This is a genomic window from Bacillus paramycoides (assembly GCF_038971285.1).
Taxonomy (GTDB): domain Bacteria; phylum Bacillota; class Bacilli; order Bacillales; family Bacillaceae_G; genus Bacillus_A.
In genome coordinates this window covers 1174395-1198428 of the sequence record NZ_CP152427.1, presented here as the reverse complement: position 1 = coordinate 1198428, position 24034 = coordinate 1174395, and the positions used below count along the sequence as shown (strand labels likewise).

Sequence of the window (24034 nt, the reverse complement as noted above, 5' to 3'; positions counted from 1 at the left end):
ATTTCTAAAAACACGAAACCTATTACTCTTTATATTGTTTATCAAAAACATCCCGAAAATATTTACGGTTATATTCAATTGCAGCATTATTCGGAACATAAGAAGCTGCTAATTCATTGTAATAATAAGCTTTCTCTTGCTCTCCTAACTTGTTATAACAAATACACATTTGTAAATATGGAAGCCATGTGTAGCTAGCTGGACTGTGAAAAGGACTCTCTGTCGCCATTGGTACTTCCGTTGCAAGTTTAAACCAAAATATCGCTTCATTATATTTTTGTTGTTCCATATATATATATCCTATTCTTGTACAATTCTCTCCTCTAGGAACATCGTACCGAAACGATTTCACACAAGATTCAATTGCCTTTTCCCATAATCCAAGCTTCGCATAGCAATCTCCTAACTTACCACATGCATAAATTTTCTCTTCATACCATCCTTCGTCTTGATCAAGAAATGTTTCATAAAGAAGAACTGCATCATCATATTTTTGGTTATCCATAGATTCATTTGCGTAATAAAATAAATCTCTCGCACTTAATTCTTCTCCTGCAGCTACAGCATTTTGAAAAATTTTCAAATTACGATTTGTTACCTTTTTTTCTTTTTTATGTGTAATAGCAACATTACTATTAAAAGTCTCACCAGAAATAGCTAAATACTCATGAACCTTTCCAAACCATTGAAATTGTTTTTCACGCTTTACAAGTCGATTTCTTTTTGTACAATATAAAGGTTTCCCGTTAGAATCCATTGCAAGATGATAAGGCATCGAAACTGCATCAATTTTAGGATCTAATTCTCTTTTTAAGAGTTTCAATGCTTCTTGTGCATCTTCTAATAATATGTCATCTGCATCTAGCCATAATATATATTCTTGCGTCGCCTTTGAAAAAGAAAAATTTCTCGCTGCCGCAAAATCATCAATCCATGGAAAGTCATATATGTTAGAGGTATATTGAGCTACAATTTCTTTCGTTCGATCAATGGAACCTGTATCAACTATAATAATTTCATCAACAATTTTTTCTACTGTTTCCAAACAACGGGCTATCGTCTCTTCCTCATCTCGAACAATCATGCATAAACTGATTGTAATTCCTTGCTTGTTCAACATAATCACCCTCTTCCAAATCAATCATATGTTATACACATGCTAAACTTTCCATTTTTTAAAATTATTCAAGCATTTTAAGATTTCTTTTCAATAATTCAAATGTCCGTGTCATTTTCTTCCGGTTTTGCATCTACTATATAATGAACGCTTTATGGAGGTGAATTTATGTCAAATAATAATTATTCAGATGGATTAAATCCCGATGAATCTTTATCAGCTAGTGCATTTGACCCTAATCTTGTAGGACCAACATTACCACCGATACCACCGTTTACCCTTCCTACCGGACCAACTGGGCCGACTGGACCGACTGGGCCGACTGGGCCGACTGTACCAACTGGGCCAACTGGGCCAACTGGGCCAACTGGACCGACTGGACCGACTGGACCAACTGGACCAACTGGACCAACTGGACCGACTGGGCCAACTGGTGACACTGGTGCTACTGGACCAACCGGGCCAACTGGTGACACTGGTGCTACTGGACCAACTGGGCCAACTGGTGACACTGGTGCTACTGGACCAACTGGGCCAACTGGTGACACTGGTGCTACTGGACCAACTGGGCCAACTGGTGCTACTGGACCGACTGGGCCAACTGGACTGACTGGGCCGACTGGACCGACTGGGCCGACTGGACCGACTGGGCCATCCGGACTAGGACTTCCAGCAGGATTGTATGCATTTAACTCCGCTGGGATTTCTTTAGATCTTGGGATTAATGACCCATTACCATTTAATACTGTTGGATCTCAATTTGGTACAGCAATTTCTCAATTAGATGACGATACTTTCGTAATTAGTGAAACTGGATTCTATAAAATTACTGTTATCGCTAATACTGCAACAGTAAGTCTATTAGGGGGTCTTACAATCCAAGTGAATGGAGTACCTGTACCAGGTACTGGATCAAGTTTAATCTCACTTGGAGCACCTATCGTTATTCAAGCAATTACGCAAATTACGACAACTCCATCATTAGTTGAAGTAATTGTTACAGGGCTTGGGCTATCATTAGCTCTTGGTACGAGTGCATCTATTATTATTGAAAAAGTTGCTTAATTTTTTACTTAGCAGTAAAACTGATATCAGTTTTACTGCTTTTTCATTGGTAAATTCAATCATTAAATCTTTCTTTTCTACATAGTCATAATGTTGTATGACATTCCGTGGGAGGAACTTATATGGAAAATAAATCAGCTGTCCAGCTTTATCTTGAGTTATTAAAGAAAACCATTTTATTTGAAATATGGTTAGAATACGAACCATACTTACCTGCTTCGTTACATATATCTAAAGAACTATCATATGAACCAGTAACGGTTCCACTTCCTCTATTTCTTAAGCAGTATGTAGAAAATCACAATTTAAAAATCGTTAATCCTAACGTTTCAAATAATGAGCGTCAAGGTGGCAAGGATTGGCCAAGAGCTGCACATAGTATGGTTGGTCGAAAGCGTATGAATCAATTACAAGAAGCTATGGAAACTGTTGTCCGAGAAAATATAGAAGGCGATTTTATTGAAACTGGTGTATGGCGCGGAGGATCATGCATTTTTATGAATGGGTTTTTACAAGCAAACAACATTAAGGATCGTACTGTGTGGGTTGCCGATTCATTTGAAGGTCTGCCCGCACCTAACTTAGAACAATATCCGAAAGATTACGGTGATTATTTGCACACATTCGATTACTTACGAGTTTCTTTAGAAACAGTGCAAGAAAACTTTAGAAAATACGATTTATTAAATGATCAGGTGAAATTTTTAAAGGGTTGGTTTAAAGATACATTGCCTTCAGCACCAATAGAAAAAATTGCAATTGCCCGCCTCGATGGTGATATGTATGAATCAACGATGGATAGTCTTGTAAACTTATACGACAAAGTTTCAACAGGTGGCTTTATTATTATTGATGACTACGGATTAGTAACATGTGCAGAAGCTGTAACAGATTTCAGAAGTGAAAGAAACATAAAAGCTCCTATGACTCAAATTGATGATTTCGGTATTTATTGGCGAAAAGAATAGAATATAATTTATTCTTGTGAGGGGTTCTATCACACTACTTATCAATCATGTAAAGTTCCCCTCATTATGAATGATTAACTTATATAGACAATAGAAATTCTCTACTTTACTACAAGGACGGAGTGAATGTATGAACGAAAATGAGAAAAAAACCACATTAATTCCACCCCCAGAACTCGTTCAATATGTAGGTGGTGACTTTGAAGAAGTTGGAAAAGAGTTTATGCAGTATTTTATTGAAATTGGAAATTTAAAATCAAATGAAACAGTGTTAGATGTAGGCTGTGGAATTGGCCGAATGGCGGTTCCATTAATGAATTATTTAAGCGATAATGGTACTTATTATGGATTTGACTTATTCAATGAAGGGATTACATGGTGCAAAAATAACATTTCAACACGCCGTAACAATTTCCATTTTGAACATGTCGATATATATAATCCATTCTACAATCCCGATGGAAAAGAAGATGCTTCCCAATACAAGTTTCCATATGATGATGAATCATTTGATTTTATTTTTTTAACGTCTGTCTTTACCCATCTCCTTCCGAAAGAATTAGAACATTACGTACGTGAAATTGCACGAGTTCTGAAAAAAGATGGGAGATGTTTTATTACTTTCTTTTTAATTAACCCTGAATCTTCCTATTACTTAAATGCAGGACTAAGTACGTTAGGTTTTTATCATCAAATTGACAATTGTTATGTTCTAAATAAAGATATCCCGAATTTCGCAGTTGCCTATCCTGAAGAAGATATTCGTACCCTATTAAATAAGTATGGGCTAGAAGTACAAACTCCCCCCCATTATGGTTCATGGTGTAGCAGGACTGAACATACAAGTTATCAAGATATTATTCTTACACAAAAAATTTCTGAAAGGTAGTTGTATATGAATAATGAGAAAAATCCACCTCTCGTTTCCATCCTTATTCCCACCTATAACCGACCACATTATTTTAAAATTGCTCTAGAAAGTGCATTAGCACAAACGTACCCAAACATTGAAATTATTGTAGGAGACGATAGCACAAATAATGAAACAGAAAAATTACTATACAGGCATTATTTACATAAGCATAAACATATAACGTACATTCGAAATAGCTCTACTCTAGGACAATTTCATAACGCCCTTATGCTCTTAGAACAGTCAAATGGAGAGTACATAAATTTCTTAATGGACGATGATATATTTTATAATAATAAAATCGAAAAAATGATGTTTTATTTCCAACAAGACTTCAATAACAATCTCGCGCTTATCACATCCTATCGCACTTGGATTGATGATAATGGAGATATAATTGAACAACATCCCTCCATGAAAAAATTATACGATGAAGATACTCTATTAAATGGGAAAGATTTTGGAAACCGTATGCTTATGGCAGGACAAAATATTATCGGTGAACCTACAATCGTACTCTTTAGAAAAAGCCTATTAACGGAACCTTTTGGCACTTTAAATGGCAGAAAATATGGTTGTAGTGTTGATATGGCTTCTTGGATAAGTTTACTTTCAAAAGGTGACGCGATGTATATAACTGAGCCCTTAAGTTCATTCCGCCTTCACACTGGACAGCAAGTACGTCACAAATTCCTTGAGGGCTGTGAAGATTTTTCTCAGCTCGTTTTAACCTCAAAAAAGTATGGTTTCTTACAAGACAATAAATATTATAAAAAAGGGTTGATAAGGGCTTACGGATGGTATAAAAATGCGGTCAAATTTTACGAATTATTCCCAAACCTCATTCCAGATATACATACACATGCCCGTCTTTCCAATTGTTTAAATATCATTACAAAAGAGCTCCGGGAAATATAGTCCATCACACGGTAGGTACTATTCCTTCCGTGTGATGTATGACTTCCCACAAATAGTGGAATAAATGTATGCATAGTCTGCTTGTATATTATTTTTATCATGACATGATCCATATATTTACTAGGCGATAGAAAGGAATACATAAATTGAAAGATCCAAATTCTCAATATCAAATAGACTACGTATTACTACTCATTTTATTTGCCATTGGGACTGTTAGTTGCTTTGCAATTGCAAGTGCACAAGCCTCTTTACCACCATTTTTGCACAATGTAAATTTTGTATTAAAGCAAATCCAGTGGTACTTCATTGGATTTATAGCCATTGGTGTTATTATGATTATCGATTTCGATCGTTATCAAAAAATTGCTTGGTATTTATATAGCTTTGCATTGGTACTACTAATTGGGCTAGAACTTCAAGTACCAGGTGCCATTACAATTAAAGGTGCGACCGCTTGGTACAGGCTCCCAGGCATCGGAAATTTCCAGCCTTCTGAAATTATGAAATTGTTTTTAATTATCGTCACCGGACGAATTATAGCAAATCACAATGAGAAATATTTTTACCGAACAATACACGATGATTTTTTATTACTCGGAAAAATATGCGCAACAAGTTTGCCTCCCTTGCTCCTTATTGCAAAGGAACCTGATTTAGGAAACACAATGGTAATTTCAGCTATGCTCGCAGCAATGATACTAGTTTCTGGTATACGTTGGCGGTTTATTTTCGGATTAGTTTCCGGTATTTTTGCAGCTGGCATTACATTAACGTATATTTTTTTCACTCATACAAAATTCTTTAAAGCACACATTTTACAAGAATATCAACTAAATCGGTTCTACGGCTGGCTAGCGCCATACAAATATGATGCGCAAGGCTATCAATTAAGACAAGCTTTCTTAGCTACTGGATCAGGGGAAATGCAAGGAAAAGGTTGGGAAAATGGACAAGTATACTTTCCAGAACCACATACAGATTTTATTTTCACCAATGTCGCTGAACAATTCGGCTTTTTAGGCGCAAGTTTCATTATTGCTGTTTTTTTCCTACTTATTTTCCGCATGATTCATATCGCTTTAGAAAGTAATGACCCTTTCGGTAGTTACATCTGCGCTGGTACAATCGGAATGTTTACTTTTCAAGTATTTCAAAATATCGGGATGACCATCGGATTACTACCTATTACAGGAATCACATTACCCCTTATGAGCTACGGAGGAAGTTCCTTACTCACATACATGATAGCGATTGGATTTGTTTTAAACGTTCGCTCAAGGACAAAAATCTTTATGTTTAACTGAAGCATAGAAACGGTATATTTTTATCTCTATCCTTTTTTAGATATACTAATAAAAAATATGATGGAGGTTTAAATATGAAATATGACATTATAGGGGATATTCATGGATGCTTCCAAGAGTTTCAAGATTTAACGACGAAACTCGGATATAACTGGAATAATGACCTGCCGATTCACCCTGATCAACGCAAGCTTGCTTTTGTTGGCGATATTACAGATCGCGGTCCTCATTCATTACGTATGATTGAAATTGTATGGGAACTTGTCATAAATAAAAAAGTAGCTTATTACGCTCCGGGAAATCACTGCAATAAACTATACCGATTTTTCCTTGGACGTAATGTGACAATTGCTCATGGACTCGAAACAACTGTTGCCGAATATGAAGCACTGCCTTCGCATAAACAAAACATGATAAAAGAAAAATTCATCACACTTTACGAGCAATCCCCTTTCTATCACGTACTCGATGAGAAAAGGTTAATTGTGTGTCACGCTGGAATTCGGCAAGATTACATAGGAAGACAAGATAAAAAAGTACAAACCTTTGTATTATACGGCGATATTACAGGAGAAAAACATGCTGACGGCTCACCTGTCCGTCGCGACTGGGCGAAGGAGTATAAAGGAACAGCTTGGATTGTATATGGACATACACCTGTAAAAGAACCTCGCTTTGTAAATCATACAGTCAATATTGACACTGGCGCTGTGTTTGGTGGCAAACTAACTGGACTACGTTATCCTGAAATGGAGACTGTTTCTGTCCCTTCTTCCTTGCCTTTTGTCTCTGAAAAATTCCGCCCAATTTCATAACTTACGAAGGATGACCGTATCATTTAGGCAGCTCTCATATAAAGTGAAACTTTAATCAGTGGGGGTTTTCTTCACCCCCCACTGATTATTAGTTGAACCAATCGGACTTTTATGGGCAGCCCGACCCCCACCTAAATTCTTTACTTTCGCTGAATTTTGAGATGGGGATCTTACTGCCCATTAAAGCGGGATAAAAACTGCTTAAAGTAATGAAAAAAAGATGCAATAAAGTGCATCTTTTTTTCATTACACGGCATATACTGTCGCAGGAGGTGACAGAATGAAGAAAAAATCTTCTAAACAAAAAAGAAAATGCCCGCCTTTTTATCTACCCATGTACGGAATTAACAACTGGTGTAGCATTCGAGCTGCAGCTGTAGAAGAACTGGAAGGACAAGAGGCATCCCCAAAAAACAAAGCTAGACCAAAATATGTCTCTTTAGAAAATGCTGTAATGAGCCGCATAATTGATAATAGAAAAGCAAAGATGCAGCAAAAAAATAAACCTCTCTCCACCCATACTGAACAGATTGTGTCTTCTGAGCAAACAGGGAAACATACAGAAGAAAACATCCCTGTAGCAATAAATAAAAAAGCCGAAGCAGAAATTCCAGCTGCTATTATAAATCAAGTGAAGAAAATAAAAGAAGCATTAACACCATCCAATGATATACAAGCAGAAAAAACGATTATCATTCAGACCCCTACACCTGAAAATACAAAAGTAAAAAAAGGCGGACGGTATGCATATGCAGAGGGGCTTCACTCTCATGCAGAGGGTACAGCTTCACATGCAGAAGGGCTTCTGACACACACAAAAGGTTCTTTCTCTCATGCAGAAGGATCAAAAACAAAAGCAACTGGGCATAGTTCCCATAGTGAAGGAAGTGAGACGACAGCAGGTGGCGCTTATTCTCATGCGGAAGGTAAACATACAATCGCTTTAGGCGAAGCAGCTCATGCAGAAGGAACCGCGACTATCGCTAACGGATTTTCTTCTCATGCGGAAGGTAATCATACATCAACAGCTCATTTTGCAGGTAGCCATATTATGGGACGATTCGGTACAGCAGAAGAATCCTATTCTTGGTTTATTGCAAACGGTACAAATGAAACCGATCATAATATCGGTGCAAAGTGGCTTGCTCATAATGGAGAAATGTACATTGATGGCGCTTCTTATAATGCAAGCGGAACTGATTTTGCACAAATGTTTGAAACAGCAGACAATACCCTTATTGATGTAGGTTATTTCGTTACATTTAGTAGCGAAGAAAAAATTCGAATCGCTACTTCAAACGATTCATTCATCTTAGGAATATCTAGCGCCACCCCCGCTCTTATAGGAAATAGCGGTGCTTTAAGTTGGCAAAAACGCTACAAAACAGATAACTTTGGAAAACGTCAATATGTACGCACGGAATCGCAAGACATACAACCTCTTTTAAATACAGAATGGGATCCAGCTTGCAAATATATAGCAAGAAAAGATCGTAACGAGTGGCTTCCTGTCGGATTAATTGGACAAATGTTAGTACGTGATGACGGTACTTGCGAAACGCATGGATATTGTCGTCCAAACAACAATGGCATTGCTACAAAATCCGAAAGTGGCTTTTTCGTTATAAAGCGCACGGGTGAAAACCAAATTTTAATATTATTCCGCTAAGAAAAAAGGGAACAAAATTCTTCGTTACATAAGAATTTTGTTCCCTTTTTAAGTATATTTTAATACCGCTTGCATATCGCTTGGAATCGGTGTAGTGAAAGACATTTCTTTCTCTAAAATAGGATGATAAAACGTCAAGGATGTACTGTGAAGCGCTTGTCGTTTCATTTCATCTCTTTTTCCACCATATAAATTATCGCCAAGTAGCGGATGTCCTATGTGCGCCATATGTACACGAATCTGATGTGTTCTCCCTGTATCGAGCTCAAGTGATACATGTGTCTTATGATTTGTGCTATCAATCACTCTAAAATGAGTAACTGCTCTTTGCCCCTCCTCACAAACGGTTCGCTCAATAATGCTATCCGATTTTCGTCCAATCGGTGCATCAATCGTTCCATCTCGTTCTATCATTTCACCATGAACGATTGCTTCATACGTTCTTTTCACAGCTTTTTGTTGATGCTGTTTCGATAAAAGATGATGCACGAAACGATTTTTTGCAATCAGCATAAGCCCTGAAGTATCACGATCTAGCCTCGTTACGATGTGCACCGTACTTGCAAGATGCTGCTTATCATAATGAGATAAGAGCGCATTCGCAATACTTCCTGCCGGATGTTCTCTAGACGGGATCGTTGACATGTTTGCCTCTTTGTTTATGACAAGAACTGCATCATCTTCATATACGATACATAAAGGAATATCTTCTGCACTCATCCCTTCACTTCTTTCCTCTACTGGAAAAAAGACACGTAATTCTTCACCAGCTTGCAACTGATGACGAACGCTCGCATGTTGACCATTTACTTCTATAGCTCCGCCGTGAAACTTTATATCCGTTAATGCGGCTTTAGAAATCCCTTTTGTTTTTAAAAATTCTCTAACTAAAGTTCCCTCTTCAACCGATTCTATATCCCATTTCAATGTAAATCTGTTCAAATATATAAACCCTTTCTATTTATCTGCAACAAACGAGTCACGAACTCGTTTCCAGAACGGGAATGGACGGAAACGAACAAATCGTACTTTTTCGTTTGCAACGCGATACTGAATTGATTTCACATCTTGATGAACCATCGTTAAATGATCCACCGTAATTTGTAAGTTCATTCCTGCAGCCGGCTTCAACACACATGTATGATGTTTCGGCAGTACGAGCGGCGAACCTACCGTACGAAACACACGGTTATTAATAGATGCCATTTCTGCAATTTGAATCGCTTCAATAGAAGGGTGAATAATCGCTCCACCAAGCGCCTTATTATACGCAGTACTTCCCGAAGGAGTAGAAATACAAAGGCCATCTCCGCGGAACGTTTCAAAGTACTCTCCGCGTATTTCCACTTCTGTAACTAATGTACCTTCTGCACTTTTCACAGTCGCTTCATTCATCGCTAAATACTGCGACTCTTTACTCCCATTCACATAGCGAATAATCACTTCTAAAAGCGGATATTCCACCACTTGGAATGGTGTTTTAGCAATTGCAATTACTAATTTCTCTACTTCTGTCGGTAACCAATCTGCATAGAAACCTAAATGCCCTGTATGTACACCAACAAATGCTGTTTCAGCCAATCGATTATAATAACGATGAAACGCATATAAAAGCGTTCCATCTCCCCCAACAGAAATTACAATATCGGGTTCCTTTTCATCCATTATAAATCCGAAATCTAGCAAGTATTCTTTCATCGTGCTTGCCAGTGCATCTGATGATTGATCTCCCTTTGACATAATTGTAAATTTCATCGCCCAACACCCTTTAGTTTATGATTCGGAATCTTTCGTTTCTTGCTTTCTTGAAAAAGCTTTCTGCGCTTCTTGAATTTCAAGACGGATAGAAGACATTTCTTCATCTAATAAAAATGCTGCTTCTGCTGCACGTTGCAAGCGTATTTTAATATCTTCAGGAAAACGTCCACTATATTTATAATTTAAAGAATGCTCAATTGTTGCCCAAAAATTCATTGCTAGCGTGCGTATTTGGATTTCTACCAATACTTTTTGTTCACCCTGAATCGTTTGAACTGGGTAACTAATGACAACGTGATAAGAACGATAACCGCTATCTTTCTTCTGCGTGACATAATCACGTTCTTCCACGATTTCAAAGTCATTTCGTTTTCGAAGATATTCTACAACAGGCTTAATCTCATCAACAAATTGACACATCATTCGAAGGCCCGCGATATCTTGCATATCTTCTCTCAGCCGGTTCAGCGGTACATTTCTCTTCTCCGCTTTATCAATAATACTTGGAACCGACTTTACCCTTCCTGTTACAAACTCAATTGGAGAATGCTCTGTTAACATTGCAAATTGAGTACGCATTCCTTTTAGTTTCACTTTCAGCTCTGCCACCGCTTGGTGGTAAGGTGCTAAAAATTCTTCCCAATTTCGATTCATTTCAACCACCACCAAAATCAATCCATTTGCTTATAGAAATACTTTTTCTACAGCAGTTACTAGTTCTTCTCCGTAATTTGCATTACCTTCAATATTTTCAACTAAATATTCTACTTCTTCTTTTAATCCTTCTAATTCTATTTCAATGTCATTCACGCGAACGAACATAACCACATCGTTATTCATCGCTTCATGCATTGCTTCCCAGCATGTGTGCGGAATACTTACATAAATGAAAGATGATTCGTTTTCTAAGATATATAAAAATGATAAATTGTCTGAGTCTACAAGTACATGATTACGTGCACTTAACTCCTTTACCTCTATTTCACTATTTTCCGCACAAAAAATAAGAGCATTCTCTCTCTTTTCTACGCTCTTAACTTGAATTTTATTTTGCATGCTCTAACTCCTCCATCTCAACTTCCTGTCTTACTTAACAGTATTATTGTATCATAACATGGACGCAAACAAATAAAACATTGAACCAAATTTGTGAAAAAGCGATAATGTGTAAAGAATTATTTTTCAAAAGGAGCGCATACAATGACACAGGAAATCGAAATTGAATTTAAAAATATTGTTACAGAAGAAGAATTCGATACATTATGTAAATCATTCTCTATTGAAGTATTTACGAAACAGGTAAATCACTACTTTGAAACACCAAACTTCTCGTTAAAAGAAGCTGGCTCTGCACTTCGTATTCGTCATAAAGGAGAAACTTATACATTAACATTGAAACAACCTGCAGAGGTTGGTTTGTTAGAAACACATCAAGTCGTAACAGAAGAAGAAGCAAACATGATGATGGCGACAAACGTAATCATTCCAGGGACTGTAACGGATCAACTACACAAATTACAAATTCCTGTTTCTGCTTTAACTTATATGGGTAGTTTAACAACTGAAAGAGCTGAAACGTTATTTGAAGGCGGAACACTTGTCTTTGATCATAGTTTCTATTACAATCACGATGATTATGAAATTGAATTTGAAGTGCAAGATGAAGAAACAGGCAAAGCTGCCTTTATTCATTTATTAAAGCAACACGACATACCAATCCGTCATACAAATAATAAAGTAAAACGCTTTTTCCTTGCCAAACAAAACAAAGCACGCTAAAGTGAAAATTCCACTAGTGAATACGTTCTACTAGTGGATACATCTCACTTTTTAAAAAGGAAAAGATTCTTTTACATCTGTAGAATAAGCAAAGGACGTTATGAAGGCTATTTATTTGCCCTCTCTAACATTCCATTGCTACAATAGATATACATTTCATGGAAAAAGGAGTTTATAAAGGATGAGCAAGCAACCGATGACACCATTTGAGGCAATTGGCGGTGAACAATGCATTGCAATATTAGTAGATACATTTTATTCCTATGTCAGTAAGCACCCTAACCTATCTCCCATCTTCCCAGATGATTTAACAGAAACCGCTAGGAAGCAGAAACAATTTTTAACACAATATTTAGGTGGTCCTAATTTGTACACTGAAGAACATGGTCATCCTATGTTAAGAGCACGCCATCTCCCGTTTGAAATTACGCCAAAACGAGCAGAGGCTTGGCTATCATGTATGGAGCAAGCAATGGATGACACAGGAGTGCACGGTCATATAAGAGAGTTCGTTTTTGAACGTTTAGCATTAACTGCTCAGCATATGGTTAATACTCCAAACGAAACAGGTGAAATATAATGGATAAACAGGAAGCAAAGCATATCAATATGCCATCTCCTTCCGCATGTGAGCATAAGTCTGTAGAAGCATATTTATTTATTGATCCACTTTGTAAAGATTGCTGGGAAATTGAGCCCTTTATTATTAAACTATGGCTTGAATACGGGAAATACTTCTCAATTCGTCATATCGTAACAGGAAAAGTGGACGGAACGAACGCTTCCTCACACAAATGGAATAAACCTGCTAATATTCGATTTGTGTGGGAAAAGACAACAAGTTTACAAGGTTTTTCATGTGATGGAAAGGTACATATGCAAGAAGCATCGTCAACACCATATTTAGTTTCGATGGCAATTAAGGCAGCGGAGTTGCAGGGCCGAAAAGCAGGTTCGAAGTTTTTGCGAAAACTCCAAGAATACATTTTCCTTGAAAATGTATCAAATCCTGACTGCGAATTATTACTTGCATGTGCAAAAGATAGCGCTATTGATGTAGATGAATTTAAAAAAGACCTCTATTCCGCTAGCGCAAAAAAGGCTTTCCAATGTGACTTAAAATTCACAAATGAGATGCATATTACAGAAATACCTTCTCTCGTATTTTTTCATGCGAATTCAGATGAAGAAGGTATTAAAATCGCTGGAACGTATTCCTATGATGTATACGTACAATTATTAAAAGAACTTGTAAAATGTGAAATGGAGCCAGAACCATTACCGCCTTTAGAAGTGTTACTAGAAGCGACGCAATTTATCTCTTCAAAAGAAGTAGCATTTATATATGACTGCCCGCAGCAAGAAATCGAGCGTGAACTTAAAAAATTACAACTGAAACGAAAAGTACAAATGATTGACGTAAAATGTGAGCGTTATTGGAAATGGATAGCAAAAGAAAAAGACCTGGTGTAAACACCAGGTCTTTTTCTTTACGGCTTATAAAAATATTAAAGGGGATGGGAGAAATTTTCACGTTCAAACAAAGGGGTATATGTTTGTATGTGAATTCGTTCACGCTTATTATATTACAAGATTCGACGTCAGATGACAACCCTTTTTGTCGAATTTCACACTTTTGTCACATTCTAAACGTTTTCATTTCTGAATAAGCTATAAAAAAGCTATTTTGGAGGTGTTTTGTATGAAAAAAACGTATATTTTACTAATCATTCTAGCTGTCATCGTTTCTTTTTTCTTGTACATCCTCTCTCTACTACAAGCTTTTCCTAAAATGATTGCTTTCCCTCTTTTATTCGGAGTCATTGTCATCGCTCTCTCTTATTTCAACCATAAAAAACGATTTAAAGGATTTTAATGAACTGTAAAACTGCCTTCTACTTTAGAAAAAAGAAGGAAATTCACTTTATTTTTTCGACAAATATCGACAAAAATATGTAATAGAAAAGACGAGGTAAATTCCTCGTCTTTTCTATTACTTCTCTTCAAATAATAATGCTTCTAATTCATTTAATTTCTCTTCAAATACTTGCAATGCTTCTTTTACCGGTTCTGGAGATGCCATATCTACTCCTGCTCTTTTCAGCACTTCAATTGGGTAATCTGAGCTTCCTGCTTTTAAGAACTCATTAATGTAACGTTCTACTGCTGGTTGCCCTTCCTCTAAAATTTGTTTAGATAGAGCCGTTGCTGCACTAAATCCTGTTGCGTATTGGTATACGTAATAGTTGTAGTAGAAGTGAGGAATACGAGACCACTCTAAACCAATTTCTTCATCAATTACTAAAGCATCACCGAAATATTTCTTATTTAAATCATAGTAGATCTCCGTTAACATGTCTGGTGTAACCGCATGTCCCTCTTGTACTTTCTTATGAATAATATGCTCAAACTCTGCGAACATCGTTTGACGGAATACAGTACCACGGAATCCTTCTAAATAATGATTTAATAAGTATAGACGCTCTTTCTTATCTTCTGTCGTTTTTAATAAATAATCGTTTAGAAGCGCTTCATTACAAGTTGATGCTACTTCCGCAACGAAGATTGAATAATCACCGTATACGTGCGGCTGCGTTTTTCTTGTGTAGTAACTATGCACAGAATGACCAAATTCATGAGCAAGTGTAAATAAATTATTTACATTATCATGCCAGTTCATTAAAATATACGGATTTGTTCCATATGCACCAGATGAATATGCTCCGCTTCGTTTTCCTTTATTCTCATACACATCTACCCAGCGATTTTCATATGCTTCTTTCAAAATATCAACATATTCATCACCAAGTACGTTTAAAGACTTTAATAACATGTCTTGCGCTTCTTCATACTTCACGTTCATTTTCACTTCTGGTACAAGTGGTGTATATAAATCATACATATGAAGCTCATCAAGTCCTAGTGCACGCTTACGAATATCAATGTAACGATGTAGCAAGTGTAAATTATCATTTACAGATTCAACAAGTTGATCATACACCGCTTCAGGAATATTATTATTACTTAATGCAGCTTGACGTGCAGAATCGTATTTACGAACGCGCGCATTGAAATTATTACGCTTCACAGCTCCACTTAACGTACTTGCAAATGTGTTCTTATATTTTCCGTACGTTTCATATACAGCTTTGAACGCATCTTCGCGTACACGACGATCATCACTTTCTAAAAACTGAATGTAACGACCATGTGTAATTTCTATTTCTTCTCCATCCTCACCTTTAATAGATGGGAATTTCAAATCCGCATTATTCAACATACCAAATGTATTACTTGACGCACTCATTACTTCAGATGCTTCTGCTAATAGTGCCTCTTCGGCTTCAGATAATACGTGAGGGCGTTGACGCGTAATTTCTTCTAACGCATGTTCATATACACTTAAATCTCTATTTTCTTTCAAGAATGTTTGCAGTGTATCTTCTGAAATCGATAAAATTTCAGGCACAATATATGCTGTGCTACTAGATACTTGTGAATATAAATTTGTTGCACGGTCATTTAACGCTTGATACACAGAGTTTGTTGTATCTTGATCGTAACGCATATGTGCATATGTATATAGCTTACCTAATCGCATTGAAACTTCATCTTCATATTGCAATGCTTCAAGTAAATTGTTCGCAGAGTCACCAAGTTTCCCTTTAAATTCAGTTAACTTCGGTAATAGCTCTTTAATAGCTTGGAATTCTTTTTCCCATTCTGCATCTGTTTGGAAAATATCTTCTAATCGCCACGTACTTGATTCTTCAATCTCGTTACGATCCGGTAATGCTTTTGCTGTGTTTTGTTCAGACATCCTTTAAGCCCTCCTTTAAATATCTCTACTTACATACAATTCGATTTTTCTTATGTAATTCCTTCACGATCAGTCTTTATTATATCCCCTTTTCCTTCTCTCATGTTGTACTTTTCCTCAAATAAAGATAAGGCATACGCTAAGCAAATTCCATCATATTTTATAACTTCCTCCTCTGTTTTTAACATAGCTATTCCCCTTATTTTCCGGTACTTATAAGTCCCTACTTTACGTAATACACCTGCATAACATAAAAATGTTATATATTCAGTAACTGCTACTTTCCATATATGTGGTGAAAAATACGGGAGCATGCGCCTTTTCGTATATTTTTTCACATAACTACACGCATACTCGAGGGAAATACAATCCCCTACTGCAAGCTTACCTATACACTTTATATATAGAAAAGCTTGCCATATAAATGGATTTGTTTGAAAAGCGAATGAGGACGGGAGCGGCACACCAATTTCAGAAGGGAAATTTGCTGGGCTACATTTACATTGATATAAGAGGCGTAATAGTGACTTATGATTATAATTCCAAATAGGCAAAGCATTTTTTCGAAAATAGTCCTTTCGCTGCTTCCATTCTCGGTCTAATATTTCTTTTTTGAATGGAACAGGAGAAAAGAGCATTTCAAAAGTAGTCGTTTCAGTTGGTAAATATATAACATGTGAGAAAGAGACGCTTGTAGAAAATGAAGTGAGAAACGCGCATTTCATAAATGATTTTTGTTTCGAACAGAAGAAAATAAGAAGTGGCTGAGGATAAGATTGTAAGGAGAAAGCTATAAGGGAGGAGAATTTCATCCAATATGCAGATTGCTTTTTCAATTGATTCCCACCAATGATCCAAATGACCTGTATGCCAGCTCGCCAATACGAATAGGTTCGTTTGTACAGTTGTTCTATAGAGAGATTAGCACACTGGTATTCAATTGCAATTTTTCTCCCTGCTCTCTCTATGAAAATATCTGGTCGTTGCTGAATCTCTGGCAAATAATGCTCTATATCTACATGAAAGTTTTGACGTTTGAACCATCTATATAACAATTCTTTACCGTGCCTATGATACATAGATTCTGCTTCATAAAAGGCCAGACACGCATCCATTTTCTTATGAGCAAAATGCCAACTTTTTTGTTTCCCTAATTTCATTTGCACTTCCTTCCCGCAAGCTATGCAATAGAAGCTTTCCCTTTTCCGCATACGGTGTAAAAGCTCTTCATCATGATGATAGAGTAGATGAATTTTCTCTCCGTTTTCTCTTTTGGCGATAAACATCGGAATCACACCCTTTCAGCTCCTTATATTCTACAATTTATTACAAATTCCTTTTAAAAAAGAGATGTCCCAATTTCGGACATCTCTTTTTATAATAATGGCGATAATAACCGATACGTTGATTCAACAATACGTCTATGCAGACGCCTTTTATGAAAACGATCGACGTGAATTTCACTGGATTCTTCTAAATCGTCTTTAAAATCTTGAACAAGCTTTCGAATGCTATCTGTATCATATAAAAAGGCGTTTACTTCAAAGTTCAAATGAAAACTTCTCATATCCATATTTGCTGTCCCAATTGAAGCTAAATCAGAATCGACAATGACAACTTTACTATGGAGAAAACCCTTTTCGTATTCATAGATCTTTACCCCTGCATCTAAAAGCTCTGGGAAGTACGATCTTGATGCATAAAAGACAGTGCGCTTATCAGGCTTACTCGGCATTAACAAACGAACATCAATACCAGCAAGCGCAGCTACCTTTAATGCGGATAAAATATCATCATCAGGAATGAAATACGGCGTCGCAATCCAAATGGATTTCCGAGCAGAAGCGATCATGGCAAAGTATAAATGTTTAATTGTTTCCCATTTATTATCCGGTCCACCTGCAACGAGCTGCACGCCTCCCCAATGATCTCCCTCAACTGCTTTCGCTTGTAAATATTCAGGGGCGAGGACAGCCTCACCAGTCATATAAAACCAATCTTGAAGGAAAATAAGCTGTAAACTTTGTACAGCTTCACCACGCAAATATAAATGCGTGTCTCGCCAAAAGCCGAAGTACTTATCCTTCCCTAAATATTCATCACCAATATTTAATCCGCCTACAAATCCTTCATTTCCATCAATAATAACGATTTTTCGGTGATTTCGATAATTAATCTTATCGTTTAAAATCGGAAAGCGCACAGGAAAGAACGGAATCATTTCGACACCTGCATCGTTTAATTCTTCAATATACGAATTCGATAATCTAAAACTTCCAACCGCATCATATAAAAAACGAACGACTACGCCTTCTTTAGATTTTTGTATTAAAATATCTTTAATTTCTGTCCCTAGCTTATCATCACGCACAATGTAATACTCCATATGAATGTGATGTTTCGCTCGTTTTAATCCATCTATAATAGCCTGAAACGTTTCATCTCCATTTGTTAATGTTCTCGTTTCAGTTTGAAATGAAATATTTAAAGCTCCTAAGCGATCCGCTAAACGAAATAACAGCTCTTGATGCTTATGATTGCGCAAAATCCGTTCCTCGTAATCTTCATGCCCCTTATATTGTAAAAACGCTTGTTCATCGAGCAACGCCTTCTTTTGGAACATTCTCTTCCTCCGAAAGTTCTGTCCGAATAATAAATAAGCGAAGAATCCAAATACCGGAAAAATACCTAACACAATGAGCCATGTAAGTGTTTTAGACGGATGACGGTTCTCTAAGAAAATAACGCAGCCAATTAAAAATGCAGATACCGTAAATAAAATACTAATAATACCTAAAATTGAAACATCTTTTATTCCGATTACATCCGAATAAAATGCCACGTCAATAAACATACGTAACGAAACAAATAATGCGAACAATAGTAAAACAAAGAAAATCAACTTTAACGTATTTTTCATCTCTTACCTCCTTACTAAGAAAGCTTTCCTATTCTTCATATAAAAAGCCGATTTCATACTACAGAAATCGGCCTACGTTTTAGCAGGAAAATTATTGCGAATTGTTTCAAGCGCATGCTCTTTCACAATTTGTTTCCCATACTCACTTACACGATGAATTGTTAAAGTTGATTCTTCTCCGTATTCTAAAACAATACTTAAAATGCGATCAATTTCTTCTTCATCATGTAGCACTTCATCGAATTCCACATATACATAATAGCGGTTCTCAAATGAATACAGCTCATCTTTTATATCTTCAAAGATAAGACGGTGGCTTAATGAAATGACATCTTCAAAATCATTAAACTTAATTAAAAAGCCAAACGTACCATCTTCGTTAAAGTTTGTTCCTGCTTGTTCCTCTACCTCTTCCACTAATTCTTGCTGGAATAATGATTCAATGCCTTCATCTAGAGGAATGTCTATAATTTTATCTACACCTATTGGTAGTTCTAACTTTTGTCCATCCTTTGAAAGCTCTGCTTTCGTTACAAGTACTTCAATCCCTTTATCGACTGCTTGCACTTGAATCCATAACGGTCCATCAATAAAGAAATCGTCATGATCACGAGCTTCGTCCATCATTTCCCAAAAGAGCTCTTCGCTTCGTTCGCGGTCGTACCAAATTTCCTCACGATTAAAGCCTCTGTCCTCTATATCAATGTACGTAATAAAAAATTTCATCGTATGGTCATTAATTCTTTCAATATCCAAAATACAACTCTCCCTTCCTGCTTAGAATTGTTATGAAGGGATTCCCCACTCATATGACAAATCAATAGATTCTTGTACTCTCATTTTATGATAAGATTCTCCAGAATGGAAATAAAATCGATTTATTTTACAAAAATAGTTATATGCCTATCTTCATTCGATGCTCTACACAAATATATCATTATAGCGATTTCTCACTTATAAAAAATTTGGACATACATTTCCACCTTCCCCCGTACACTGTAATAAAGTGAAACTTTTATTAGAGAAGATGATTTAGTCCCTCTCTTCACCACATACATATAGTTCGCTTATTAAAACATCATAAATGGAGGCAGACGAATGGACTTAGAGTTTTTAACATCTGTACTAATGATTGTCGGTATCGATGTTGTATTAGGTGGTGACAACGCAATTGTCATCGCACTAGCTAGCCGAAATTTACCTGAATCGAAACGAAATAAAGCCATTTTGATTGGTACTCTTTTAGCAATCGTACTAAGAATTATCCTTACTATACTAGCTGTCTATTTACTCGACATTCCATTTCTGCAACTTATCGGGGGCGTTTTACTTACATTAATTGCAGTAAATTTACTAACTGATAATAGCAACGATCTTTCTTCTATTCAAGGAAAAACAACTTTATTTCAAGCTGTGCGTACAATTGTATTCGCGGACCTTGTTATGGGATTTGACAACGTTATTGCCATTGCAGGGGCAGCTCACGGAAGATTTTTACTCGTAATAATCGGTTTACTCATTTCTATCCCGATTATTATTTGGGGCAGCAAACTCATTTTAATACTTATGGAACGCTTTCCATTCCTCATTTATTGCGGGGCAGCAATTCTCGCTTATACAGCAGGAAAAATGGTCACACATGAAGACAGACTTGCAACGTTTTTTCATAACAACCCAAGTTTCACTGCAGGCATTCCTTACTTATTTATTTTCACCATTTTATGCATCGGCTTTATCGTTCAACGAGTTCGATTACGAAATATAAAACATTAAAAAAAACCTTCTACTATATAATAGGTAGAAGGTTTTCATATTATTATAATTAATTTACAAGACGCTGTGCTTCACGTAATTGGAACGTTCTTACTGTACGTGGTAAGAAACGACGGATTTCGTCTTCATTGTAACCTACTTGAAGGCGTTTCTCGTCAATCATAATTGGACGACGTAAAATCCCTGGATAGTCACGAATCATCTTATATAAATCTTGAAGTGGTAAAGACTCTAAGTTTACATTTAATTCTTGGAAAACTTTCGAACGAGTAGAAATAATCTCATCCGTTCCGCTTTCTGTCATACGTAAAATCTCTTTAATTTCCTCAATCGTTAATGGATCTGAGAAAATATTACGTTCTGTATAAGGAATATGATTTTCCTCTAGCCATAATTTCGCCTTTCTACAAGACGTACAGCTTGGAGAACTATATAATGTTACCATACAAAGCTCACTCTCCTTAAAGAGTACAAATTCTGTACTAATTACAGTTTAAATTTCTAAATTCAGCAATTTTTCACGATACCTTGTCTTAAAACAAAGCGCAAAAATCGCATTTCATGTAAGCAACAACTTTTAGCAAACAACAATTACTTTTAATAAGTAACTTCTATAATCATTATACAATAGATTTTGCAAGAAATATACAGTAAATTTCCTTCTAATTGAGAAAACTCTTCCGTGTATTCCACTGCTATGTAACATAATCACACTTACTTCAGCTGTTCTTTAACAATAATCTTCAACCCTCTTAACGCTTGCTTTTCATAGATTTTTCATATGATTTATAGTTATTCTCTTATAATCTTTTCTATGAAAAAGAGAACGTTTTCTTACCTTTTTTTGATAAATCAATTAAGAAATGTAAGACTATACAAGTGAGAATAAAAAGAACACTTGTTCTTATTTTAACAAACATTCTCATTCGTGTCCATACGATTTCTAAAATAAATTGAATATTTTTCTGACATTTCTTTCTTTTCCATCTTTTATCTCATACAATAAAAATACAGACAGGCAAAGGGGGAATTTGCAAATGATTGCTTTTTTTATTGATTTTGTCACTGTTGCTGCCCTCATCATCGGAATAACAGCATTGATTGGTGTCATTACAAATAGCATTGGTGAAAAACTCTTTGGCGGAAAAGAAAAGATGAAGTTTGTTAATAAAAGTTTGGATGTACAATCTGGCTGGAACCAAGTTGGCGGGAAAGGTATTTATAAGAAACGTACGTATTAAAAAAAAGCAGGCAATCACCTGCTTTTTTCTTATTTCTCTACTGACGCCCATTTAAAGCTTAAATCGCCGCCATATTTATGGTTGTACATATTTTTAATTGAATCTCTTTGCAAGTATGCTCTACCACGTTGATATACTGGAACAATCGCAGCGTCATCAAGTAACATTTTCTCTGCTTCTAGTAAGCTTTTCCAACGAGCATTTACATCGCTTCCATCTTTTTTCGCTTTCATGATGATCTCATCATATTTCGGATTAGAATATTTCATTTTATTTTGTGATCCGTCAGTTACAAACATATCAAGATATGTAATTGGATCTGGGAAGTCCGCACTCCATCCAGAGAATGACATGACAAAATCGCCTGCATCTTCTAATTTTAGTTTTTGCGCGAATGGTTGTTGTTTAATTTTCACTGTTAAACCTGGTAAATTCTTTTCTAACTCACCTTTTAAATATTCCCCTGTTTTCTTCGATAATTCAACATCTTCATTTAATAACTCTAATTCGATTTCATTTTTACCAAGCTCTTTTTTACCAGCTTCCCAATATTTCTTCGCTTCTTTCACGTTTGGTTTTACAATATCTCCATTTACAGCACGGAAGTCCTTTTTATCCGGTCCTTTAATGAAGTTATCAGGAATTAATCCTGTTGCTGGCTTAGAACCGTTATTTAATAATGTATCAACGAACGGTTTACGTTCAAAAGCAAGTGAAATTGCTTTACGAATATTTTTATTTGCTAACGCTGGATCTTTTTGATTTAAACGAAGGAAGAATACAGATGTATCTTCTACTGTTTGGAAATCTGGTTTTCCTTTATATTTATCGATGAACTCCGCTAATAACGTTGCTCGATCGACTGCGTTTGTTTCATATAAATTAATTGGTGTAGACGTATCTTTAACAATATTAAAGTTTACTTCCTCAATCTTCACTTCTTTATTGTCCCAATATGACGCGCTCTTTGTCATTTTAAAGCTACGTTCATGTTGCCAATCACTTAATGTAAATGGTCCGTTATAAAGTGTTGTATTCGCTTCCAAACCAAACTTCGTACCTTGTTCTTTTACAAACTTTTCATTCACAGGATAGAAGATTGGATATACCATTAAATCTACAAGGTATGGAATTGAATTGTCTAATTCCACTTCTAATGTATGATCATCAATCGCTTTTACACCTAATTGATCCGGACTCAGCTCTTTTTTATTAATTTTCTCTGCATTTTTTATATCATACATAATGTACGCTGATTTCGCAGCTGTATCTGGGTTAATTGCTCTTTGCCATGCGTATACGAAATCTTTCGCCGTCACAGGCTCACCATTTGACCATTTTGCGTCTTCACGTAATGTAAATGTATATTTTTTACCGTCTTCTGACTTTTTAAATTCCTTCGCTACACCAGGAACTAGCTTATCATCTTTTCCTAAACTGTATAAGCCTTCCATCGTATTAGTCATTACTCTTGAAGAAACCGCATCAGCTGATAACGCTGGATCCATCGTTGGAATTTCTTGCGTTTCAATTAAATTAATGACTTGCTTTGCACCGCTTTTCCCGCTATCCCCTTTTGCGTTCGCTTGCGGTTCATCTTTTTGGTAGCTACATGCCCCTAACATCATGCTCATCGCTACTGTTGATACTACAAAAACTGGCATCTTTTTTTTCATATTTCCACCCTCCACAAAAATGTTAGCCCTTTCATTTTCAAACAAATAGAAATATATATATGTTCTAATAATTCATATTATACACACAAATATATTTTTTGTATATTTATATTTCTATTTCATTAAAATTTTCTATTAAAAAATAAACCTTTGTAAACGTTTCATATTGCTTATTATCCTTACTGAAGTGTTAAAAACAATTATTTTTAAACTTTTCTAAATTATCAGAGAAAAATAAAATTTATATTTTATAGTACTCCCTGCATAATTATCCTTCTCTTTTTATCATAAAATA

At 36.0% G+C, this 24034-nt stretch carries 24 protein-coding genes; 13 read left to right on the top strand and 11 right to left on the bottom strand.

The window, feature by feature from the left end:
* Positions 1 to 22: 22 nt before the first annotated feature.
* The gene (locus AAG068_RS06170; RefSeq protein ID WP_342718562.1) at positions 23 to 1120 is read right to left on the bottom strand and encodes a glycosyltransferase family 2 protein; all 1098 of its coding nucleotides are present in this window, start codon (positions 1118 to 1120) and stop codon (positions 23 to 25) included.
* Between the two features lie 165 nt (positions 1121 to 1285).
* On the opposite strand from AAG068_RS06170, the gene AAG068_RS06165 reads away from it, so the two are divergent.
* From AAG068_RS06165 to AAG068_RS06135, 7 genes are all read left to right on the top strand, one after another.
* Complete coding sequence (locus AAG068_RS06165) at positions 1286 to 2182, top strand: BclA C-terminal domain-containing protein (protein ID WP_342718561.1); 897 nt, start codon at positions 1286 to 1288, stop codon at positions 2180 to 2182.
* Between the two features lie 122 nt (positions 2183 to 2304).
* Positions 2305 to 3150: a TylF/MycF family methyltransferase gene (locus AAG068_RS06160; protein ID WP_087984742.1), complete on the top strand. Its 846-nt coding sequence runs from the start codon at positions 2305 to 2307 to the stop codon at positions 3148 to 3150.
* A gap of 130 nt (positions 3151 to 3280) precedes the next feature.
* A complete protein-coding gene (locus AAG068_RS06155; protein WP_342718560.1) occupies positions 3281 to 4039 on the top strand; it encodes a class I SAM-dependent methyltransferase in 759 nt (252 codons plus the stop codon).
* 6 nt (positions 4040 to 4045) lie between these two features.
* Positions 4046 to 4981 carry a glycosyltransferase family 2 protein gene (locus tag AAG068_RS06150; protein ID WP_342718559.1) on the top strand — a complete coding sequence of 312 codons (936 nt, stop codon included), beginning with the start codon at positions 4046 to 4048 and terminating at the stop codon, positions 4979 to 4981.
* A gap of 146 nt (positions 4982 to 5127) precedes the next feature.
* Complete coding sequence (locus tag AAG068_RS06145; RefSeq protein ID WP_342718558.1) at positions 5128 to 6288, top strand: FtsW/RodA/SpoVE family cell cycle protein; 1161 nt, start codon at positions 5128 to 5130, stop codon at positions 6286 to 6288.
* A 74-nt stretch (positions 6289 to 6362) separates the two neighbouring features.
* Positions 6363 to 7103 carry a bis(5'-nucleosyl)-tetraphosphatase PrpE gene (gene prpE, locus AAG068_RS06140; protein ID WP_342718557.1) on the top strand — a complete coding sequence of 247 codons (741 nt, stop codon included), beginning with the start codon at positions 6363 to 6365 and terminating at the stop codon, positions 7101 to 7103.
* A gap of 280 nt (positions 7104 to 7383) precedes the next feature.
* The gene (locus AAG068_RS06135; protein WP_342718556.1) at positions 7384 to 8772 is read left to right on the top strand and encodes a peptidase G2 autoproteolytic cleavage domain-containing protein; all 1389 of its coding nucleotides are present in this window, start codon (positions 7384 to 7386) and stop codon (positions 8770 to 8772) included.
* A 48-nt stretch (positions 8773 to 8820) separates the two neighbouring features.
* Here the strand turns inward: AAG068_RS06135 and AAG068_RS06130 are convergent, their stop codons facing one another.
* The 4 genes from AAG068_RS06130 to AAG068_RS06115 are packed head-to-tail and all read right to left on the bottom strand — an operon-like array spanning position 8821 to position 11586.
* Positions 8821 to 9714, bottom strand: a complete 894-nt coding sequence (locus AAG068_RS06130) for an RluA family pseudouridine synthase (protein WP_342718555.1) — start codon at positions 9712 to 9714, stop codon at positions 8821 to 8823.
* Positions 9715 to 9729: 15 nt separating this feature from the next.
* Complete coding sequence (locus tag AAG068_RS06125; RefSeq protein WP_212956437.1) at positions 9730 to 10527, bottom strand: NAD kinase; 798 nt, start codon at positions 10525 to 10527, stop codon at positions 9730 to 9732.
* Between the two features lie 18 nt (positions 10528 to 10545).
* Positions 10546 to 11184 (bottom strand): GTP pyrophosphokinase, encoded by a 639-nt coding sequence (locus AAG068_RS06120; RefSeq protein ID WP_306184986.1) that lies wholly within the window; start codon positions 11182 to 11184, stop codon positions 10546 to 10548.
* Between the two features lie 30 nt (positions 11185 to 11214).
* The gene (locus AAG068_RS06115) at positions 11215 to 11586 is read right to left on the bottom strand and encodes a hypothetical protein (protein ID WP_097997951.1); all 372 of its coding nucleotides are present in this window, start codon (positions 11584 to 11586) and stop codon (positions 11215 to 11217) included.
* A 144-nt stretch (positions 11587 to 11730) separates the two neighbouring features.
* Here AAG068_RS06115 and AAG068_RS06110 point away from each other — a divergent pair, with 144 nt between their 5' ends.
* The 4 genes from AAG068_RS06110 to AAG068_RS06095 all read left to right on the top strand — a co-directional run bounded on the left by AAG068_RS06110 (position 11731) and on the right by AAG068_RS06095 (position 14185).
* Positions 11731 to 12309 (top strand): CYTH domain-containing protein, encoded by a 579-nt coding sequence (locus AAG068_RS06110; RefSeq protein WP_342718554.1) that lies wholly within the window; start codon positions 11731 to 11733, stop codon positions 12307 to 12309.
* Positions 12310 to 12490: 181 nt separating this feature from the next.
* On the top strand, positions 12491 to 12889 hold the full coding sequence (locus AAG068_RS06105) for a globin (RefSeq protein WP_342718553.1): 399 nt from the start codon (positions 12491 to 12493) through the stop codon (positions 12887 to 12889).
* Positions 12889 to 13782 carry a ClpXP adapter SpxH family protein gene (locus AAG068_RS06100; RefSeq protein WP_342718552.1) on the top strand — a complete coding sequence of 298 codons (894 nt, stop codon included), beginning with the start codon at positions 12889 to 12891 and terminating at the stop codon, positions 13780 to 13782. Before AAG068_RS06105 ends, AAG068_RS06100 begins: the two co-directional genes overlap by 1 nt.
* Before the next feature lie 229 nt (positions 13783 to 14011).
* Positions 14012 to 14185, top strand: a complete 174-nt coding sequence (locus tag AAG068_RS06095) for a hypothetical protein (RefSeq protein ID WP_000754593.1) — start codon at positions 14012 to 14014, stop codon at positions 14183 to 14185.
* A gap of 117 nt (positions 14186 to 14302) precedes the next feature.
* On the opposite strand, the gene pepF is transcribed toward AAG068_RS06095, so the two are convergent.
* The 4 genes from pepF to mecA all read right to left on the bottom strand — a co-directional run bounded on the left by pepF (position 14303) and on the right by mecA (position 19805).
* On the bottom strand, positions 14303 to 16129 hold the full coding sequence (gene pepF / locus AAG068_RS06090) for an oligoendopeptidase F (protein ID WP_342718551.1): 1827 nt from the start codon (positions 16127 to 16129) through the stop codon (positions 14303 to 14305).
* A 50-nt stretch (positions 16130 to 16179) separates the two neighbouring features.
* The gene (locus AAG068_RS06085; protein ID WP_342718550.1) at positions 16180 to 17424 is read right to left on the bottom strand and encodes a competence protein CoiA; all 1245 of its coding nucleotides are present in this window, start codon (positions 17422 to 17424) and stop codon (positions 16180 to 16182) included.
* An 80-nt stretch (positions 17425 to 17504) separates the two neighbouring features.
* Positions 17505 to 19049, bottom strand: a complete 1545-nt coding sequence (locus AAG068_RS06080; RefSeq protein WP_342718549.1) for a cardiolipin synthase — start codon at positions 19047 to 19049, stop codon at positions 17505 to 17507.
* Positions 19050 to 19121: 72 nt separating this feature from the next.
* Entirely contained in the window at positions 19122 to 19805 is a 684-nt protein-coding gene (gene mecA / locus AAG068_RS06075) for an adaptor protein MecA (RefSeq protein ID WP_000350711.1), read from the bottom strand.
* A 342-nt stretch (positions 19806 to 20147) separates the two neighbouring features.
* On the opposite strand from mecA, the gene AAG068_RS06070 reads away from it, so the two are divergent.
* On the top strand, positions 20148 to 20822 hold the full coding sequence (locus tag AAG068_RS06070) for a TerC family protein (protein ID WP_342718548.1): 675 nt from the start codon (positions 20148 to 20150) through the stop codon (positions 20820 to 20822).
* Positions 20823 to 20871: 49 nt separating this feature from the next.
* On the opposite strand, the gene spx is transcribed toward AAG068_RS06070, so the two are convergent.
* A complete protein-coding gene (gene spx, locus AAG068_RS06065; protein WP_000258267.1) occupies positions 20872 to 21267 on the bottom strand; it encodes a transcriptional regulator Spx in 396 nt (131 codons plus the stop codon).
* A gap of 592 nt (positions 21268 to 21859) precedes the next feature.
* On the opposite strand from spx, the gene AAG068_RS06060 reads away from it, so the two are divergent.
* Complete coding sequence (locus AAG068_RS06060) at positions 21860 to 22063, top strand: hypothetical protein (protein WP_000559978.1); 204 nt, start codon at positions 21860 to 21862, stop codon at positions 22061 to 22063.
* Between the two features lie 29 nt (positions 22064 to 22092).
* Here the strand turns inward: AAG068_RS06060 and AAG068_RS06055 are convergent, their stop codons facing one another.
* Entirely contained in the window at positions 22093 to 23739 is a 1647-nt protein-coding gene (locus tag AAG068_RS06055; RefSeq protein WP_342718545.1) for a peptide ABC transporter substrate-binding protein, read from the bottom strand.
* Positions 23740 to 24034: the final 295 nt, after the last annotated feature.